21 protein-coding genes are annotated in these 19,673 nt (G+C 25.6%); 2 read left to right on the top strand and 19 right to left on the bottom strand.

Annotation, left to right across the window (positions count from 1 at the left end; translation table 11 throughout):
- Positions 1-101: 101 nt before the first annotated feature.
- The 11 genes from ARA19_RS00660 to ARA19_RS00610 all read right to left on the bottom strand — a co-directional run bounded on the left by ARA19_RS00660 (position 102) and on the right by ARA19_RS00610 (position 8,073).
- The gene (locus tag ARA19_RS00660; RefSeq protein ID WP_055069048.1) at positions 102-1,211 is read right to left on the bottom strand and encodes a CHC2 zinc finger domain-containing protein; all 1,110 of its coding nucleotides are present in this window, start codon (positions 1,209-1,211) and stop codon (positions 102-104) included.
- An 80-nt stretch (positions 1,212-1,291) separates the two neighbouring features.
- On the bottom strand, positions 1,292-2,362 hold the full coding sequence (locus tag ARA19_RS00655) for a beta clamp domain-containing protein (protein WP_055069047.1): 1,071 nt from the start codon (positions 2,360-2,362) through the stop codon (positions 1,292-1,294).
- Between the two features lie 77 nt (positions 2,363-2,439).
- Positions 2,440-3,396, bottom strand: a complete 957-nt coding sequence (locus ARA19_RS00650) for a hypothetical protein (RefSeq protein WP_055069046.1) — start codon at positions 3,394-3,396, stop codon at positions 2,440-2,442.
- A gap of 241 nt (positions 3,397-3,637) precedes the next feature.
- Positions 3,638-4,339: a ThiF family adenylyltransferase gene (locus ARA19_RS00645; protein WP_055069045.1), complete on the bottom strand. Its 702-nt coding sequence runs from the start codon at positions 4,337-4,339 to the stop codon at positions 3,638-3,640.
- 23 nt (positions 4,340-4,362) lie between these two features.
- Positions 4,363-4,749, bottom strand: a complete 387-nt coding sequence (locus tag ARA19_RS00640; RefSeq protein ID WP_055069044.1) for a hypothetical protein — start codon at positions 4,747-4,749, stop codon at positions 4,363-4,365.
- Between the two features lie 321 nt (positions 4,750-5,070).
- Positions 5,071-5,496, bottom strand: coding sequence for a hypothetical protein (locus ARA19_RS00635; protein ID WP_055069043.1), 426 nt, complete (start codon positions 5,494-5,496; stop codon positions 5,071-5,073).
- Positions 5,497-5,498: 2 nt separating this feature from the next.
- Entirely contained in the window at positions 5,499-6,446 is a 948-nt protein-coding gene (locus ARA19_RS00630) for a hypothetical protein (protein ID WP_147574329.1), read from the bottom strand.
- Positions 6,439-6,729 carry a hypothetical protein gene (locus ARA19_RS00625; RefSeq protein WP_055069041.1) on the bottom strand — a complete coding sequence of 97 codons (291 nt, stop codon included), beginning with the start codon at positions 6,727-6,729 and terminating at the stop codon, positions 6,439-6,441. The genes ARA19_RS00630 and ARA19_RS00625 overlap by 8 nt, the downstream gene beginning before the upstream one ends.
- A gap of 13 nt (positions 6,730-6,742) precedes the next feature.
- A complete protein-coding gene (locus ARA19_RS00620) occupies positions 6,743-6,970 on the bottom strand; it encodes a hypothetical protein (RefSeq protein ID WP_055069040.1) in 228 nt (75 codons plus the stop codon).
- A gap of 80 nt (positions 6,971-7,050) precedes the next feature.
- Complete coding sequence (locus ARA19_RS00615; protein ID WP_055069039.1) at positions 7,051-7,602, bottom strand: hypothetical protein; 552 nt, start codon at positions 7,600-7,602, stop codon at positions 7,051-7,053.
- Between the two features lie 252 nt (positions 7,603-7,854).
- The gene (locus ARA19_RS00610; RefSeq protein WP_055069038.1) at positions 7,855-8,073 is read right to left on the bottom strand and encodes an RpnC/YadD family protein; all 219 of its coding nucleotides are present in this window, start codon (positions 8,071-8,073) and stop codon (positions 7,855-7,857) included.
- A 1,022-nt stretch (positions 8,074-9,095) separates the two neighbouring features.
- Between ARA19_RS00610 and ARA19_RS00605 the strand changes: the two genes are divergently transcribed.
- On the top strand, positions 9,096-10,241 hold the full coding sequence (locus ARA19_RS00605) for a replication initiation protein (RefSeq protein WP_055069037.1): 1,146 nt from the start codon (positions 9,096-9,098) through the stop codon (positions 10,239-10,241).
- Positions 10,242-10,283: 42 nt separating this feature from the next.
- Here ARA19_RS00605 and ARA19_RS00600 read toward each other — a convergent pair whose 3' ends face one another.
- From ARA19_RS00600 to ARA19_RS00585, 4 genes are all read right to left on the bottom strand, one after another.
- On the bottom strand, positions 10,284-10,580 hold the full coding sequence (locus ARA19_RS00600; RefSeq protein WP_055069036.1) for a hypothetical protein: 297 nt from the start codon (positions 10,578-10,580) through the stop codon (positions 10,284-10,286).
- A 47-nt stretch (positions 10,581-10,627) separates the two neighbouring features.
- Positions 10,628-10,849, bottom strand: coding sequence for a hypothetical protein (locus ARA19_RS00595; RefSeq protein ID WP_055069035.1), 222 nt, complete (start codon positions 10,847-10,849; stop codon positions 10,628-10,630).
- A 12-nt stretch (positions 10,850-10,861) separates the two neighbouring features.
- Entirely contained in the window at positions 10,862-12,547 is a 1,686-nt protein-coding gene (locus ARA19_RS00590; RefSeq protein ID WP_055069034.1) for an ATP-dependent helicase, read from the bottom strand.
- 305 nt (positions 12,548-12,852) lie between these two features.
- Complete coding sequence (locus tag ARA19_RS00585; protein ID WP_055069033.1) at positions 12,853-13,200, bottom strand: hypothetical protein; 348 nt, start codon at positions 13,198-13,200, stop codon at positions 12,853-12,855.
- Positions 13,201-13,421: 221 nt separating this feature from the next.
- Here ARA19_RS00585 and ARA19_RS00580 point away from each other — a divergent pair, with 221 nt between their 5' ends.
- Positions 13,422-14,012 (top strand): helix-turn-helix domain-containing protein, encoded by a 591-nt coding sequence (locus ARA19_RS00580; protein ID WP_147574328.1) that lies wholly within the window; start codon positions 13,422-13,424, stop codon positions 14,010-14,012.
- Positions 14,013-14,037: 25 nt separating this feature from the next.
- Here the strand turns inward: ARA19_RS00580 and ARA19_RS00575 are convergent, their stop codons facing one another.
- From ARA19_RS00575 to ARA19_RS00565, 4 genes are all read right to left on the bottom strand, one after another.
- Complete coding sequence (locus ARA19_RS00575; protein WP_055069031.1) at positions 14,038-14,295, bottom strand: hypothetical protein; 258 nt, start codon at positions 14,293-14,295, stop codon at positions 14,038-14,040.
- A gap of 17 nt (positions 14,296-14,312) precedes the next feature.
- Positions 14,313-16,712: a preprotein translocase subunit SecA gene (gene secA / locus ARA19_RS00570; RefSeq protein WP_055069030.1), complete on the bottom strand. Its 2,400-nt coding sequence runs from the start codon at positions 16,710-16,712 to the stop codon at positions 14,313-14,315.
- A gap of 148 nt (positions 16,713-16,860) precedes the next feature.
- Positions 16,861-16,986 carry a hypothetical protein gene (locus ARA19_RS18055; RefSeq protein ID WP_278321649.1) on the bottom strand — a complete coding sequence of 42 codons (126 nt, stop codon included), beginning with the start codon at positions 16,984-16,986 and terminating at the stop codon, positions 16,861-16,863.
- A gap of 312 nt (positions 16,987-17,298) precedes the next feature.
- Positions 17,299-19,281 carry an ATP-binding protein gene (locus tag ARA19_RS00565; protein WP_055069029.1) on the bottom strand — a complete coding sequence of 661 codons (1,983 nt, stop codon included), beginning with the start codon at positions 19,279-19,281 and terminating at the stop codon, positions 17,299-17,301.
- Positions 19,282-19,673 lie beyond the last annotated feature (392 nt).

Raw genomic sequence — 19,673 nt, 5'->3', positions numbered from 1 at the left:
TTTATTTAAGCCATTTATCTTCTAAGAAAAACAATATATAAACATAAAATAAAGCCTTGATAATTGAAGTGTTATCAAAACTTTATTCTAAATAAATTTATTTATTTTACATTATTAAGTGAATAATAATAATCATCTATCCCTTTATATTTTTTATCCCAAAGTTTTAATTCTGAATATATTCCAATATCATTTAATCTATTGATTAATTTGATTAAAGCGTTTTTAACTTCTGGAGTTTCATACATATCCATGTCATAGCAAATAATAGCTTTGATTGGATTTATTTCTTTCAAGTATTCAATTAATACATCTATACCAGAATTCACTCCTGGAACTGAAGCAAATGTATCCCCAGAAAAGAAACTAGCTATATCTCCTTTTAGTGGTCCTTCAGTTATATAAACATAATCAGTATTCTTACCTGATGAAATATTAGGTACAGCAAGAGCTTTTGCTCCAGTAGAATATTTGCTTGATGTAAAATAAGTGTATCTTAATTTTTTGACCTTTTGATTCATCATAATTTGAAATGAATTTATTCTGCCTTTTAAATCTCTTATTGGAACTAAATATCCTTGTATTCCGTTAAAAGTCCACTTATTATATTCATCCTTATAGAAACCAGCTATCCCCTCTAATGAATGTCCCATATTAATTAATTTATTAGTAATTTCATATCTTTCTTGATAGCTATAAGGAATACTTCTATACCCTTTTGCCTTTATATATTCATCACTAATACCTCTACTTTTAAGATTTTCATATGAGTTCCTGTCCAATTTCAAAAGTTTAATAAAATCTTTATATACTTTATCCAATGTATCAAGATCTGCTGTTTCTAAACAACTTGGAATTTCATTTCCCTCTTTTATTATTTTTTCTATTTTTGTATTTTTACTAATATCTCCGTCTGTTATTAATTCTTTAAAAGCTTCTTTGTTATTTAAGCCTTTTAAAGTAGCATAAAGTTTTATAGCTGAGCCTGATTCGCCACATTTATAACATCTATATACATTTTTATAACCTTTCCCATTATCAGTTGTTAAAGATAGCTTTTTACTGTCACTGTTACAAAAAGGACAGTGTGCTAAATATCTTCCATGTGCATAAGGTTTCATATCATAATCTATGCCACATTTATCTGCAACTGTTAATATACTTAATCTCACATCATCATAATTGTTATTTCCATTTGAATATTCATTCATCAATCTTTCCTCCTATATTTCCATTTAAAAAATAAGAAAAGAAATAAATTCTTTTCTTATTTAAGTCCATATTTATAAGTTTATTTTTCTATTTTTTTCTTATCAGCAACTGGAAGTAATAAGTGTTGAGTATCCTCAGAAATAAATCTAATAGGAAGAAGAGGTGAATTAAACTCTAGTCTTATTTCATCTTCTTCAACTTCACTTCTTATTGAGCTAATCATATCATTTAGATATTTAAGGTTAAAATCTATTTTGATATTCTCATTTAAATTACTTTCAGCTATTTTAACTGTATCTACAATTTCAATAGTTTCACTTTTAGATATTACATCAACTTCTACTTTAGACATATCTAAAGATACTTTTAAATTACCAGCTAAGGCACATCTATTAATGTTTTTATAAAGAGCATCTTTATCAACTAAAATATAATTTGGTGTTTGTATATTTGTTAATATTTTATTATAAGATATATACTTCTCAGTTAAACAATTGACAGATATCATGTTGTTTTCTTGTAAGAAAGTAGCTACATTCTTTTCTTTATCATATAGAAGACATATTTCACCTTGCATTATAGAAAGAATTTTAGTGATATCATTTTTTGATATTACGAATTCTAAACCATCAGCTAACATTTCCATGTTAGGAACTTGATTCAATGGTATAGTTGTTATAGCAGTTCTTATTCCATCACACGTTACAACTTCAACATCACCACAAACTGTTTTGAATGAAATTCCATTAAGGATTGCATGTGGGCTATTTACAGCACAAGTATATAAAACTTTTTTAATATTTGATATATCAAATCTAGCCATAGCTTGACTTTCAAAGCTAACCTCCTTAACAGTATCCTCTAATTGAACTAATGTTGCTTTAGTAGAACCTCCTTTAATCTCTATCTTGTTGCCTTTAACAGTAACTGAAGCTACTTCTCCAACTTCAATAGCTTTTAAAAGATTAATACTATTTTTATCTAAAATAAACTCTGTTACCTCTTTTTCCTCATTTGCAACTCCAGCAGTATAATAAATATTCCCTGAATTAGCTGATACTTTTATCATATTCTCATCTGATGACACCTTTACTAATTCTGAAACCTTCTCTGCTTTTAAAAATAATTCCTTTAATCCTTCTATTTTCATATCCTTATTCTCCTATCTTTCCGCTAAAATTTTTATTTTTTTATTCCTTTAATTCTTCAATTCTTTAATTCTCAAATTTATTTTTTATATATTTCTTTAACCAAACATGTCTCACATAAAGCCTTGCCAAACTGTTTTTTAGTTGTGCTGGCAATAGATAATGTAACTTCACAGCCACAAGATTCACAGGTCAACTGTGATTTTTGAAGGTTTCCTACCTTCTGACCTTGTGCTTGATTTAGGTTAACGCTCACCTGTGAGGAGTAACTACTTTGTGTAGCCATATCCCTTTTAACATTTGAGTTTACGTTCCTAATTGTTTCAGATGGATTTGAATTAGAAGTATTTCCCCTAAATGAATTATCTCTATAACTATTAGGGTTCTTATTCCATTCTTTAATTGTTTTCTCATCATAGTTATTTTCACAACATCTTTTAATAAACTCTTTTTTATTAAGCATGAATTCATTAAATGATGATTGCTCCCATAAGGAAATATACTTAGTGATATAAGTAATCATTGATTCTAATTCCTCTGGACTAAGTAAGAAATCAACATTATTTATTTTTTGAAAAGTCTTATTTTCATAACCAAAACCATCACTCATGGCTTTAGCTCTTCCAGTAATTATTTCAAACTTCCATCTTACTCCTACTCTTAATCCATCTTGATAACTTATTTTTAAATGTTTTACTTCTATAAAATCATTTTCAAATTTTTTATATGGATTAGCTTTTGAAATAGATAAAATTTTCTTTGGATAAAGACTTAAAAAGCGTTGTAAATTAAGTAAAGTTCTCATGTGTTGGTTCCATTCACTCGCTTTAAGATTAAATTCACCGACTGACGCTGACGGACCTTTACCTTTTGAAATATCAACTATAACTAATTTTATTCTGGACATTTTTTCATGAATAGAAGTTACATCTTGATACCCAGTGTTATTATAAAAATCATTAACACTTAGTTTATCTACAACCTCAAAAATTTTAGTTTCTCTTCCAGCTTTGAATAAGCGATCTACATTTAACATATTAAATTTTCCTCCTTAGAGCTATACAGCCATTTATTTTTTTATTCCTTAGCTACTGCTAATTAAATTTTGTTTTTTTAATACTTCAATAAATTGAATAAAATAAATTTTCCCTTATACCTTAAATATGCTAATTTACATTAATTTTTTGAACCTCAAAATTGTAAATAATTTGTGAACTTTAATATTTGTAAAAAAATAAGCAACCCTTAAAGGTTGCTTATAAAAAAACTATTTAATTTTATCTAACTTTCTCAATACCAATATGTTCAGCATTGAATTTAAAGTATCTACCTTCAACTTTGTTATAACTTATTAAATTAACAAGTATTAAAAAGACTGTAGTAGCACTTAAAACATTGCTTGTAAGGCATTGAGGTTTTTCAACTATTTGTGCTGAACAACTATAATCTTTTATAGTTTCAACATCTTTATCACCTTCAAATATTTGAGGGAAATAATCTCCAACCGGGGGAGCTATTATCTTACAATCCTGTTTTGCACCAATAATTGTTTGACCTAATCTTGATGTTTCATCTCCATTTCCAGTATCAATGTATACTAAATTAGGAATTTCATCACTTCTAAACACTTGGTCTAAGATTATCCTGCCATTATTATTATCTATGCAACTTATTATAATAGGTGCTGTGTTATAGTTTTTTATAATATCAATTAAGCTTTCTTTATCTTTTATATAAGAATCAACATAGCTTACATCAATATCTAATTTAGAGTATCTATTAGCTAATACTTTAGCTTTATTTTTCCCTAAATCTTTTGCTGTGAATTTTTGATTTCGATAATTCTTACTCTCAACCAAATCACCATCTATTAAAATTATATTTTTTATTTTTTTCTCACCAATAGCATATTGAGCCAAATTACCAATTAAGTTACTTCCAGTAGCTCCTGTGCCTATTAAAAAAATTGAATACTCCATCTTATTCCACCTCCATATAAAATTTAGCCTTTTGCATGGAACTTTTCGCCACATGATGCCACTAATACAGCTTCAGTTTTAGTTTTATTAGGTACTATTAACCATAAAACGTTAGCTGCGAATTCGTGATATCCTAATTCAACTAATTCCTCTTGAAGAGTATCAAGTTTGATATTTTCAAGTTCTTCACCCTCAATCATCTTGATTCTTCCTCCAAAAGCCTTTAATTCAACTTTAGTGAAATTTTTTAATTCTTTTTCCTTATTAGCATTTAAGTTATCTAATTTTTTAGTAACTTTCTTAGTCTTTGTTTCAGTTTTTTTACTATTGTTTTCTTTTTTCTTTTCTACCTTTGTTTCTACTTTTGTTTCTTCTTTCTTTTCTATATTGAACATTGTTAATAAATCCATGATTTCATTCTCCATTCTTACTCTTAAATTTTATTTATTTATTTCTATACTTTTTATCTTAAAATTTGAGATAACCACATTTCATAATTAGGAACACTTGAATTCTCTACTAAAAAGTCATCATTAAAATCTTCATCTTTCAAAGTGGATGCTAACTCCCTAAATTGTAATTTAGGCTTATTATTCAATACTCTAAACATTTCTGATGTATTAGGTATTTCATAAAAATAATCAATTAGCCTAACTATATCTTCAATACTATTTAGTTTTTGCTCGAAAGAATTTAATCCAAAGCAAACACTTCCAGTATTACAAGATGTGTTAGAAAAAGGATATATATAAAGGGCTAGAATTTTCTATAATGGTATTTTCCTTTATAGCTTGTACATACATACCGTTAAATTTCTTATTAACAACTTTAACAGCTACTAGTAAGCTAGGCATACCACATACCCCATAACATTTATCATATATATAAAAAGGTACTCTTTTTTTATCTACCTTAAAAATATATATGAATCCTTGTTTTGCTATTTGTATAGTTTGAATTAACTCATAACCATTCTTTTTTTGTTGAATAAGACCAATAATAGGCTTAAAGTTTTTATCATCTGTATTACTTTTAGACAATTTAAAACTATCAATCAAGTCAGAAGTAGCTACTGTAAATTCTTTTTTCACACCACTAACATTTTTAGTAACTAATGCAGTGTTACTAGTTGTATCTAATTTTATATCTATTATCATATTCAAATTTCCTCCACCATCATTAATATAAGTAAAACTAAAAACATTATAGATACTCCTGGGAATATAGCTCCATCATTAAAGGAAATTTTCACCGTATTATCACTTTGTTTAAAAGGGAAAAATTCTATATATTGATGATAAGGACTATAATTAGGCGCAATGTTTTTAAGAAAATCCAGAGTTAACTCACTTATATTTTTTTCTATATATAAGACATAATCATCTGACTGGAATGCATCAAAATAAGAACCTTCTTCAACATAACCTTCCTCTGTAAAAGTAAGACTATCTTTAATATCTTCAAACTCACTTTGAAAATATTTGTCATAACCATCAGAGAAAAAGTCTTCAGTTCCAAGTTCCTCTTTGCTAATACCAACGCAAGTTACATTAAAATGAGCTGCTAATCTTTCCACAACAGTAATAAAATCTAAACCGAATGGACAGTGATAAAAATAATCATCTACCCAATCCTCTTCTGGATCATTATGAGCTTTTTGCTGATAATAGAACCCTTGTGTTAAGTGTATTAGTGATTCCTTTAAGTTTTCTGGGATTTTAAATGTTTCACAAAGTGAATCAAATAGAGAGTTAAAATCAAAGCAACTATTATCATATTGATTTATTGAATTAAAGAAAAGTATGTTACTAATTAAATAACTTATAAATTTCTTTGTATCATTTGATTTAAACGCTTCTTTATAACTATCATTTATAAATTTGATTACTTTATGAATATCTTCATTACTTAAAATGCAATTAAGTTCCTTAATATCATGACATTCAAATTCATTCAAAGCATCAAAGAGAATTTCTTCATTATGCTCTTCTAATAAGTTGTTTAAATCATGTTCTTTAAAAAAGTTTTTTAGATTATATAGATTTTCTAATCTATATAAATTTCTTTTTAAAGTATACATTTCTGAAAGATTTAAATTCTTATACATAAATTTCATCATCCTCCTCATCTTCTATAATCGGAGTTGATAGAATATTAGATATTAAAGTTTCAAACATTGCCATATCTTTTAATTGGTGGTTGTCATTTTCACTTAATATCTTAAAAGCTAGTTCAAAATGTTTTTTCTCAACTTTATTTAAAACTTTAAAAGCTGCTGCACTATCAAATTCATCACGAATTGTTGCTGAAACATTAAGTAATTCTCTAGCTAATAATTCATCTTTATTTATTTTTCTTTTTTCAATATATTCAAAATCAATCTCTATCATTGGGATACCTCACTTAAATGATACTTTCATCTGTTTCTATCATTTTTTCAATAACGCTTCTATTAACAGCTAATCCATTAATTTGCTCGTTATATAAAACTCCCATCCATAAGCCATTGATTTTTTCAGCTTTTATTTTATATGTTCTTCCATGATTAACAACAGTTACTTCTTTACCTGTGTTAACAAAAGATTTTTTTATTTTAATTCTTAATTCTTTAACTTTATTTTGCATATTCATTTTATTTATTTACTCCTAACATTCTTTGTTTATTTATTTCTTTAAATCCATATTTTTATTTCTAGGTCTATAAGGTCTAATTAACAATTTTCATTAATTAAATCTATTAGAAAATTTGTATCCAGCGTTGCACCTTTATCTAATGCTTTTACAGTTCTGAAAATAAAATTTTGTTTTTCATCAAAAGCATTGATTGTTGCATATACTTTTTCATAATTGAGAATTATATTAATTTCTTCAATGTTTTGCCCTGTTAAGCTAACAATATCTTTAAGTAATATTTTATAAGTATCATCTTCTCTAGTAACATTACTGTTAATTAAATCGAAGTTGAATACTTCCTCAATTACTTCTTCATTTTCTATAACTACCTCTTCCTTTTTCTCTGAAGAAAATTGATAATTATTGATGAATTTATTGATATAGTGCTTATACATTACATAAGCTGTAAACATACCTAAAAGCATGAAAACAATATCTGAAAAATCACCAAAAATGAAGATTACAATAGCAACTATTAAAGAGCAAATCTTAGATAGCTTACTACTGAAAATTTCCTTAAAACTTTTGATAGCAAAATCAATACTATCAATCATAGACTTTGTAAATTTCTTGTTGTACTTTTTATTCATTTTTTTCCTCCTGTGAGCTTATAAAGCCATTTATTTTTTTCTCCATTAGCTAGTGCTAATTAAACTTTTTTTTAATCTTCAATAAATATTGAATAAAATAAATTTTCCTATATACCTTAAATATGCTAATTTACATTATTTTTTTGAACCTCTAATATGTAAATAATTTGTGAACAATAAATAATAAAAAAATAGACCATGTATGCTGGTTAAAAAACCAACATAGCACAGCCTATCAGCAATTTATGAATTTTAATTTAAATTCTCTTTTCTTAGTTTCTTTACTTCCTCAATTTTTAATCCTGTTTTTAAAGCTATTGTTTCATCATCCAATATATCTAATAAATTTATAGCTACTTTTATTAATGCCTTCTTTTCTCCTATTTTTTCGCCACGCTTTTCGCCACGTTTCTCTCCACGTTCTTCTCCTATTTTTTCAACCAGTGGATCATATAAAGATTTAATATGCAATCTGAAACACCTCTCCCAATATAATAATTATATAACCTAGTAAAAGATAGATTGTTGTTTAAATTAATATTATTATATACCCCTATTTACTATTTAGTCTCTTTACCACATTGCACAATATCCATACCCTACTTTTCGGAGGTATGGTTTTTATTTATTTTCTGAATTTTATATTTAACGTTTAAAATCGTTTTTAAGAGGTTTTTCGCTTTACATAATAATTTATACCAAACAATAATGAAAACTCCTATAATAACCTTATTTTGAGGAAATAATGGGTAATAAACTTAATTGTTAGGAATAATGATATAAATTAATCTATAAAATAACTTTTAGGTGTGTAAAAAAAAGTTCTTTATGAAGATGTACGTAAAAAATACTCAAATATAAGGTGCTCAAAAAACATTACGCTTATATTAGTGTGTGTACCCTTTTTCTCTATTTGCTGTGATAAAAGATTTATTGGTCCAATTATATTAATTAAAGTTAGAGCAATTTAAATTACTAGGAATAACAAAATAAATAAATCTAAAATAAATTTATTTTTTTAAAATAGGAGGAGGAGAAAGAAAAGTTAAGTCTCTCTTTCTTCTTCTTTAGTATATAAATAGTATTTATATAGTCTTTAATAGTATTTAGAGATTTTTGAGCCATTGAAATAACTAGCTTTAGAGGGTGTTAAGGTAACGGATTAAGAAGAAAAGGTAACAGATTAAGAAAGAAAGGTAACGGATTAAGAAATGTGGGGAATTAATTAAAAAATTAAAAGGTAACAGATTAAGAAAATTAGTATAAATGGCATTATATCTAGCTTTTATTTAAATTTCTATTTTAGAAATAATATTTTTAAGGCTCAAAGGTAACAAATTAAGATTTTCTAAAGGTAACGGATTAAGAAAGAAAGGTAACGGATTTAAAATAATGTTGCCTTTTGGGAAATTTTATGATAAAATAATTTATGTAAATAACATCAAAGTAAGAAAGGAGGCTGTTTTAGCAATACATATTGCTAAATATAAGCTATGACAGACAAAGTAAAAGTTTTAATGCAAAGCAAACAATTAGTTCATACTTCTTATGAACTTACAGCTGTAGAAAATAGAGTGTTTTATCATTTATTATTTTCAGCTCAAAAAGAGAAGAATGGAATTTATAGCTGCACATTAAAATTATCAGAACTTCAAAATTTAATAAATAATAACAATGAAAAGAAGGTTGAATCAGTAAAGAAAATGCTTGAAGCATTGAAAGGGACAAGCCTTATTTTTGAACATGTTGATGATAGTGATACCATTGAATGTGATTATTCTCTAGTATCAGCAATAGAACATAATATCACTCAAAATGAATTTAAATTAATATTCTTAGAAAGAATTTATGAACATATAGTCAAATACTCTGTATATGCTCCTTTAAATTTAGCTATTATAAGTAAGTTTTCTAGTTTTTATGCGCAAAGGATTTATGAATTATTAAGGTTATGGAGCAAAACAGGAGAAGTTATTGAGAAAGAATTTAGAATAGAGCAATTAAGATTTATATGTGCATCAATGGACAAATATCCTCAATATAAAAACTTTAAGCAAAGAGTTATTAATCAAGCTGTAAAGGAAATTCAGCAACATGGAAACATGGAAGTTGATTTTAAAGAAATTAAGGAAGGCAGAAAAGTAAGTAAAATTAAATTTATCGTACTTGATCATGAGCCAAAGGTTTACTTTAAAAATAAGAAAAAGAATTTAATTGATGATAAAGTTATTGAGGGTGTTAATTTTGAAGTATCTGAAGCATCTGAAATATTAAAAGAAAATATAGAAAGTAATTTGCATAATGAAGAGGAAATTTTAGAAAATAAAAAAACAACTTCAGATGTAGAGAGAACTGAAGTTGCAAAAATCAATAAGTGGGTTAATCTTCCTGAATCACTAATAGAAGATAAATACTTATTAGAATTTTTAAATTATTGTTTAACTAATATGATAGACTTTTCTGCTGAATATTTCAATAGTATTTTAGTAGAAAGTTTAGATGAAACTTATAGAAAAAAAGGAGAAGGACTAATAGGTTCTAAAGGAAATTCATTTAAATACTTTTTTGCTGTGTTTAAAAATAAGTATTTAGATTATGAAAATAAGATGAATGAAGAAATATCTAAATCAGATATATAGCAAAAAGCTATCTAGGTATATCCTAGATAGCTTTTATTAATTTTATTTTAATTCTATTATTTCTTTTAATTCATCAATTATACTTACTGCTTTTTCATAGCCAGCTATAATTTTCTTTATTTCATCCTTATAAAATGTTCCACTACCTTTAGTTTCTATTTTAAAATCTATTACTTCATAATCTTCTTCATCAAATACAGGAAATATTTTTGGCAAATAACTATCTTCGCTTTTTATATTAAAATTTATTAAATTCTTATTATTATCAAATGTTAATAAGACTGTGAAATTATCTCCCTCATATTTTTTTAAACCCTCTTTATTTGTTATTAACATCATTTGTATTGCTCCTTTAGTTATTATTTTTTTATTTAAATCAATTAGTTTTATACAATTTTTTTTATATAATCAAATGCAACAGTATATGATGATGGTGTATTAAGTTCAGAAATTGTAAGCCTATTTTCTTCTAAGCTTGATATTCTTCCACTATATCCACCATAATAATTACACTTTACGTCAATTAAAACTGTATCTCCTATTGCATATCTTTTTTCTATTTCCTCATCTATTACTATAAGTTCATTATTAAAATATTTCATTTCCATTGTTGTCATCTCCTAAATATTATTTTCGCTTTTTATTTCTTGAATGAAAGGTGATACTTCAGTTCTTAATGCAAGTCCATTTTTATTAACTTCATTTGAAAAAAAGAAATTGAGCTTTTCTTTTGCTCTTGTAATTGCAACATAAAGTAATCTTCTATTCTCTTCTTTGTCACCTTTAAAGCTGTAATTAATATTGTTAAAGTTATAAATTATAACTTCATCAAATTCTAAGCCTTTAGATGCGTGAACAGTAGTTAAACTTATATTGCTATTTCCTTCTTTTAATGCTTCTTGGGCTTCTTTACTTTCAGCATAATTAACAAAATTACTTATGTTATTAGTTTCAGTCCTGATTCGAGAAGTCCATAGATTAATAGCTTTCATTATTTTTTCGTCTGGTATCATATTTAATTTTTCACATATCAATAAGTACATTGAATAAGCAGTTTTACTACTATTTAATGCAGTATTTAAGAGTTGCATTTTTAATGCAATCTCATTTTCATGTTCTACATAAGCTTGGAATAAAGAAATTTTATTATCTAAGGCGTAGATCTTAATATCTTTATCAGTGCCAATGATTTTTTCAGTTAAAAGGTCATTAGCTGGATTTATTATAAGTTTAAGCCTGTCTATTATTTCTCTATTTAATTCTTCTTTTATAGAGGTATTAACATCAATATTAAGTGATTTAAAAACTTTATATATATCCTTAATCTCTTTATTACTTCTGCATAAGATAGCTAATTTTCTATCTCCTGTGATATAAGAGCTTGATATACCTATAATTCTTAATATTTCTTCAGTTTCAGTTTCAAAACTTTCTAAATTAATATCCTCTGCATCAAACATTCCTATCATTTTTTTCGCAAATCTATTTTTATTTTGTGAAATTAAATTATTAGCAGCAGCTATTATTTGATTTGAACATCTATAATTTTCATTTAACAATAGTTCAGTTGCATTATATCTTTTAGGAAATCCTAAGATATATTCAACACTAGTGTTATTCCATTGATAAATGTTTTGGTCATCATCTCCAACCATCATAAAACCTATTGGAGAACCTGCTGGGATAATTTTTTCTAAAATAGAATTTTGCAAATCATTTACATCTTGTGATTCATCATAAATTAAGTAATCAATTGAATTTCTTATTTCCAATAGAAACTCTTCATCCTCTTCTAGTTCTTTCAGGAACCAAGGTAACAGAATATCTATATCCATTAGCTTTAATAGTTTAAGTTCAAATATATAAGCATCTATGGCATATTGGATATTTCTATCATCATTGAATAAAGATTTTTTATAAGCATCAATTAGCTTTTTAGGTGATTTTATATTAAATCTCTTAGATAAAGTATTTAATATAGTCTCTTTTTCTGAATCACCTATCATACTAAATTCACCATATTTCTTTTGGAAAAATTCAATTACAAATGAGTGAAATGTTGATGTTTTAACATCTTTACCAAGCTTATCTACTTTGATAAGTCTTTCCTTTAATTCTCTAGCGGCTGCTCTTGTAAAACTAATACAATAAATCCTTTCAGGTGCATATCTCTTTTCTAAAAGACTTCCCACCTTCCTTGTTGTTGTTAAAGTCTTACCAGCACAAGCTATCAATAATATTTTGTTGCTTTCGCATGAAACTACAGATTTTTGTTTTTCATTTAATCCTATCATTTTGTTTTTCATTTTATTTCCTCCATGAGCTATACTTAGCTATTTATTTTTTCCTCCATTAGCTATTGCTAATTTAAATTTATTTTTTAATACTTCAATACAATTGAATAAAATAAAATTTCCTATATACCTTAAATATGTTTATTTGCAGGTAAATTTTGAAGTTGAAATTTGTAAACAATTTGTTAATAAAAATAAAAAGAACACTATAAGCATTACTTAATGCCTAAGTGCTCTTTTATTATTATTAAAAAAAGATTATTGGTCCTTTTATTTTAAGTTAATATATTTCCCAAAGTATATACTGTCCATCTGTATTAAAACTCCATAACTTGCTGAAGTCCTGTTTCAAGACAATCAGCAACTTCATATTCTCCAGAATGTGATTGTGAATTGCAAATTATATTTAAAGTATAAATATTTTTGTTACCACTTCCAACCCTTTGTTTTTCTATATAAAGATATCCCTTTTCCTGTAATGTTTTTATGTATTTCATTACGGTACATCTACCTAAACCACTCTTTTGTGTAACATCTAAAATTTTAGGAGAAATAATATTAGAATTTTTATCTTTAAAGGTTAAAAGGCTCTTATAAACCTTACCTTCATAATAGTTTAGTTCTTCCTCTATTTTTTCATTGAATTTTTCTTTACTAAGTAACATTTCCTATCCCTCATTATCTTAATTTAATCCTTTTAAAATATAAAAAAATTATATCATTATATAATATATTTTGCAGACTTTTAAAAGTCTATCAAGTAGACTTTTAAAGAATAAGTGTGATTATATACTCTTATATGGCTTTTTTTAAGAAATTGATATAATTTTATGGTAGATAAACAAGGGGAAAAATGTTAAACTTTTAGTATTACACTTCATAAAAAATGGCCGCACGACCATTGAGGAGTGAAATAATGCCAAAAATTATATGCTGTTCTAACAAGAATGATACAATTAATATGGCTTTAAACGATACTAGAATGTCATTAAAAGCTATTGGTTTGTTAATGAAATTAATGTCTTATACCAATAAAAAAGTGACTAGAAACACGATAGAAAATGAATTAACAGATGGAAAAACTTCCATTGCAACAGCTTTTAAAGAGCTGGATACTTTGGGATATTTAAAAATGGAGAGAAATGTTTTAAGTGGTAGTAGCAAAATAGAATATTTGTATAAAATACAATGCCCTAATATATTTCAAGAAGAAAATCAAAAATACTTGGTTAATGATACTCCATATCAAAGAGTTGAACGAAATGGAGAGTATTATTGTGATAGGATAGAAAGATTGTTAGAACTAGAAAAAATAGAATTCTGCGAAATATATGTTGATAATATTGACTGTATAAAGAAAGTTTTATTAGTTTACAATTTAGGGGGTACTAATAAGATAGATATATTTAGTTACGAAGAATTTAGTAAATTTGTGTATGAGAAATACAACATCCAATTAGAAACAAAAAGAACCTAGATTTTAAATCCAGGTTCTTTAAACATCAATTTAATACTTCCATTAATTCATCATATGAAATTTTTTCTTCAGGAAGTATTTTCTCAATTAAATATACTGTTCTACTTTCTCCTTCTGCTAATTCAACAAGCTCTGCTTTTATCTCATATTTCTCTCCGTTATAAGTCATTTCATCTATAGACAAGGATTTTTTACTCATATTTAATACTCTTGCTTCAATTTTTCTTTCAAATTTTTTTGAATAATAATTATCATATATTATAAAATTTTTTAAAGTCTTCATATCTACTCTGCACCTCATTAAGCTTCTAAATTAAGATTAATTATATGGAACATTTTCTCTATAAATGTATCTCTAATATTTCTAATTAGTTCATCACACTTAGCACCTGCTTCTAATGTGTAAACATCAATAGGTTTCTTTTGGTTATAAGACTGATCCTTAACTACCTTCTTTAAAACTTCCATTTCATTTAAATGATTAATCCAAGATGTATCAACTGATTCTATTAGTAATCCTCTCATTGTTTCATAAGTTAAGAAATTCAATTTATTCATAGAATTATTAACATATTCTATTAATTTATGAGTTATAAAATCTACTATTTCAGATAAATAATCAATCTTTTTCAATTCACTCCAAATGGCAGAGCTAAAATCATAATGATATATGCTAGGTAATTTTTTAATTAAAATTTCAAAGAACTTGTCTCTTTCCTCTTCATCAACATATTCTAATGATAAACCTAATATATTTTTCTTTGTTATATCTTGATTAGAATTTGTTGCTTCATTGAAAGTTTCGGCTACCATATGGAATGTGCTATCCAATATTATATTTGATATATGTATAGCTATATTTTTTTCACTTATTACAATATCTCTTTCTTTATAGATAATTTCTCTATGAGAGTTTACTACTTCATCATATTTAATAGTATCTTTTCTTGATTCAAAGTTTATAGCATTAATAACATTTTGAGCTTTATCAACTTGCTTTGAAACTACTTTATTTTTAATTTCTTGTCCATTTTCAAATCCCATTTTTTCAAGTTTAGCCTTTAATTTACCTTCTCCATATATATTAAGCAGCTTATCATCACAACTTAAATAAAACTGTGACTCACCATTATTACCTTGTCTACCAGAACGCCCTATAAGCTGATTATCTATTCTTCTACTTTCAGTTCTTTCAGTTCCTATTACCTTTAATCCACCTAAATTATCAACTTCATCTGTGATTTTTATATCTGTACCTCTTCCAGCTATGTTAGTAGCTATAGTTATAGCACCTTTATTACCAGCTTGGCTAATTATATCAGCTTCATCTTTTTTAGTTTTTGCATTTAATAATCTATGTTGAATTCCTCTTTTTATTAATAATGCTGATAATTCCTCAGATTTATCAATAGACGGAGTACCTACTAATACAGGTCTTTGAGTTTTATGTGTCTCTATTATATCCTCTATAACAGCATTTAATTTTGAATCATTATCTAAGAAAATTTTATCTTCTTTATCTATTCTTTTTATAGTTTTATTAGTTGGTATTACTACAACATCTAAATTATAAATTTCTCTAAATTCAAGCTCCTCAGTTTTAACTGTACCACTCATTCCAGAAATTTTATTATACAATCTAAAGAAATTTTGATATGTTATGCTGGCAATAGTTTTATTTTCTGCATTTACCTTTAATCTCTCTTTAGCTTCTAAGCATTGATGAAGTCCATCTGAAAATCTTCTACCATCTGCAATTCTACCTGTATTGGTATCTACTAATATTATTTCTCCATCTGAAACTATATAATCTTTATCTTTTTCCATTAAGTAATAGGCCCTAAGACTTTGAGAAATTATATGATTTAATAATGAATATTTAATTTCTGCTAAATTATCTATACCTAAAATCTTTTCAATCTTTTCAATTCCACTATCTGATAAGAATATAAAATTATCTTTTTCTTGCTTTTCATAATCTTCTTCTTTTAATTTAGATACTATATTTGAAACAAGATAATACAACTTACTAGGTTCATCCCCAGCACCTGCCATTATTAAAGGAGTTCTAGCATCATCTATAAGTACAGAATCTACTTCATCTATGATTACATAGTTTAATTTCCTTTGCATTTTATCTTCTGAACGATAAACTAAATTATCTCTTAAATAATCAAATCCTAGTTCAGTATTAGTGCTATAAGTAATATCTTTATAATATTCTTCTTTTTTATTTTCTATCCCATCAATAACAAGACCTGTGCTTAAATTAAGGAATTGGAATAGAGGTTCCATTTCTTCTTTATCTCTTTTAGCTAGATAATCATTAACAGTAATTACATGAACACCTTCTCCTGATAGAGCATTTAAATAAGCAGGACATAACTCTGTTAATGTTTTACCTTCACCAGTTTTCATTTCTACAACTCTTCCTTGATGTAAAGCTATTCCACCCATTAATTGAACTTTATATTGTTTTTTTCCTAAAACTCTATAGGTAGCTTCTCTACATACCGCAAAAGCATCTTCCAATAGATTATCTAATGTTTCCCCTTTACTAAGTCTTTCTTTAAACTCTAATGTCTTATTTGAGAGTTCTTCATCTGAAAGTTTTTCAAGACTTTTATTTAACTCGATAATTTTATTTGCTTGTTTATCTAATAACTTTATTGTTCTATTATCATAATCCTTAAAAATCATTTATCATCCCTCTTTTGTGTGTTTTTATGTACTTAATTATATATTAAATTCTTCCAATTCGCATAAAGTGGCTTTGGAATAAAAAAATAACTCCAAAGTATAACTTCAGAGTTTGAATGGTAATATTACTTTTGATATGTTCAAAGTTCTATTTTATTTCACTTTCTAATTTGTCTAATTCTTTAAGTAAATCTTCTATTTTGTTATCACAAAAATCAAAAATCTCTTCTATTTCTTTTTTCAAATTATTTAATTCATTTATTTTATCTCTCAATTTAACTCACCCCATTAATTGTTAATATTTAATAATTTCATTGATAAAATTATTTACTATATGCTATAATGTGTTTGATAATTAAAAGAGTGCTTGATAATTAAAAGACACTAAAATATTTAATTAAAGTGATTTCAAAATTACCTGTAACTTATAAGTTATGGGTTTTTTTATTAGAATTATAACATTTTTATCCTAAAAGAAAAAGTAGGAAGAGGTAAAATTTAATTTAAATATACCATTCCTACTTTTATTATTTTAATTTTATTTATTTTATTCTGTTTTTAAGCAAATTTTATCTTGAAAATCAATTTACATATTTATTACGCTAATATTTTCATATTCTGATATATCTAAATCATTTAAAATTCCAATGAATAAAATATTATCAAAATACTTTTCTAAAACATTTGACATACTAAATAATTTATGAAGATTTTCCTTGTCTAAGTTATCAATATCATCTAATGCTAATAACTTAAAATTAGAATTTTTCTTTTTATAGATTGCTCCAATTAAAGCTAAAATAAAAATCATAGTTTCACCAGTAGATAACATGTCTATTTCTACATTAACATCTTTATCATCTTGATCCTTTTTAGTGAATCCTAAAGTAGCTTTTTTACCATCATTATTTATAAATACAACATAGTTGAATTGTAATTCTTTAAGAATTTCATTCATTGTATTTTCGATAGGTTTAATTCCTTCTTCAAGAAGTTCTAACTTTATTTTCTTAATATCTTTTTCTAATGCTTTAAGTTGTACTAAATCATTTTCCTTTAAATCCTTTGATTTATCATTCATTTCTGCTAATTTTAAAGCCTGTGATAATTCAATATACTGTTTGTTCTTTATATGAAGTTGATTAAGTTCTTCTTCTTTCACAGCTATAATTTTAGATAAGATAGTTGTATCCTCTAAAACTATTTCATTAAAAGATTTTTCTAAGGCAGCTAACGTTAAACTATGTTCAAGAATCTCTCTGGATTTTTTATTTAAATCCTCTGATTTTTTATTTAAGGATTGAATTTCTGATTGAGCTTTAGCGTATTCAGCTTTAGCGTTTTCATAAAGCTCCTTCACCTTTGAAATTTCTTGATTTTTGACTATATATTTTTGAGCTAACTTATTTCTTGAATTTTGTAATCCTATTATTTCATTTTTCAATTCATTAATTTCAGTTAATAACTTATTGCTGGAATTATTAAATTGAGTATTACAAGGTATAGAATCATCTATAACACATCTTTTGGATTGACTTATAGTTTTTATTCTTAAATTCAAATTCACTAAATTAGCCATATTGCCATTTGCAACATCTATTTTTGATTTAATACTAAGTCCTTCTTCTTTTATTTTCAATAATTCATCTTTTAAAGTGTCTAATTGGCTCTCTAATTCATTATTAGGCTTTATAGAATATAATTTACCTAACTTATCTGAAACCTCTTTAGACTCCTTTTCAATAGCCTTTATATTTAAAGTAGAATTATTTTTCTTAATATTTTCTATTTGCTTGTTTAAAGCAATCTTTTTTTCCTTTTTATCATTAGCTATTTTTAGATTATATTTCATTTCACTTAATTCTTTTGAAATTTGAGGAATCTTTTCTAATTCTTTTGAATCGAATAGTTGAATATCCCTTTTCAAATCTTCAATTTTAAAACTATCAGTATTATCATTTAATTCTTTTGAAAGTAATCTTTTTTGAGAAGTTGCTAACTTTAGACAAGAATCCAATAAGTCAACTAAACTTTCCTCAGCTTTAAGTTCATTTATACAATTTAAAGCTAATTGGCTGCTTTGGAATTTTGTTTCTAACTCTGAAATGATATTATTTTTATTAATAGTAACATCATTAAGTAATGATAAAATATATTTACTTTTATCTGATGATGATAAATTAATAAAATTCAATGGGTTAAGTAACAGTTCATCCAAATTATAAGTATTACTAAGAATTAAATTTTTCTCAGTATAAGTTAATGAATTATCTATAGTGCTACATTCTAATGTTTCACTAAGTTTTTTACCTTTAGAGATACTTCTGGTAATTACATTTTCATCAGTTGATAACTCAACACTTAATGATCCATCTTTAGATAGCTTTGAAATACTTTCTAATTTTTTAGGTAATCGTCTTACTTGTCCATTTAGAGCATAGTTTATAGCTTCTAAAATAGTTGATTTTCCAGAACCATTATCACCTTTAATTAAAGTAATATTGCTTAATTTTAAATCCTTTTCATAGTGCTTTCCAAATTGTCTTAATTTGATTTCTTTGATTTTCATTTGTTATTCCTCCTGTGAGCCTTTTGGCTATTTATTTATTTCCTTCATTAGCTACTGCTAATTTAAATTTATTTAAGCCTTCAATAATAATTGAATAAAATAAATTTTCCTGTATACCTTAAATATGCTAATTTACATTATTTTTTTGAACTTATAAAATGTAAACAATATGTGAATAATAACTGATTTTAAGTTTTTTATACAACAAAAAAAGAACCCCAAACTAAATAGCTTTAGTTTTCGGAGTCCTTTCTTATTGTTTTATATTATAAATCTAGTAATTTAAAAATATAATAATAATCATCTAAATCATCTTTAGCAGTTATATTACCATTTTCAATAATACAAACAGTTCTAAGCATTTCATCTGTTAATGAATTTTCATAAATTAT

The organism is Clostridium massiliamazoniense (assembly GCF_001403635.1).
Taxonomy (GTDB): Bacteria; Bacillota; Clostridia; order Clostridiales; family Clostridiaceae; genus Sarcina; species Sarcina massiliamazoniense.
This window is presented reverse-complemented; position numbering and strand designations above follow the sequence as displayed.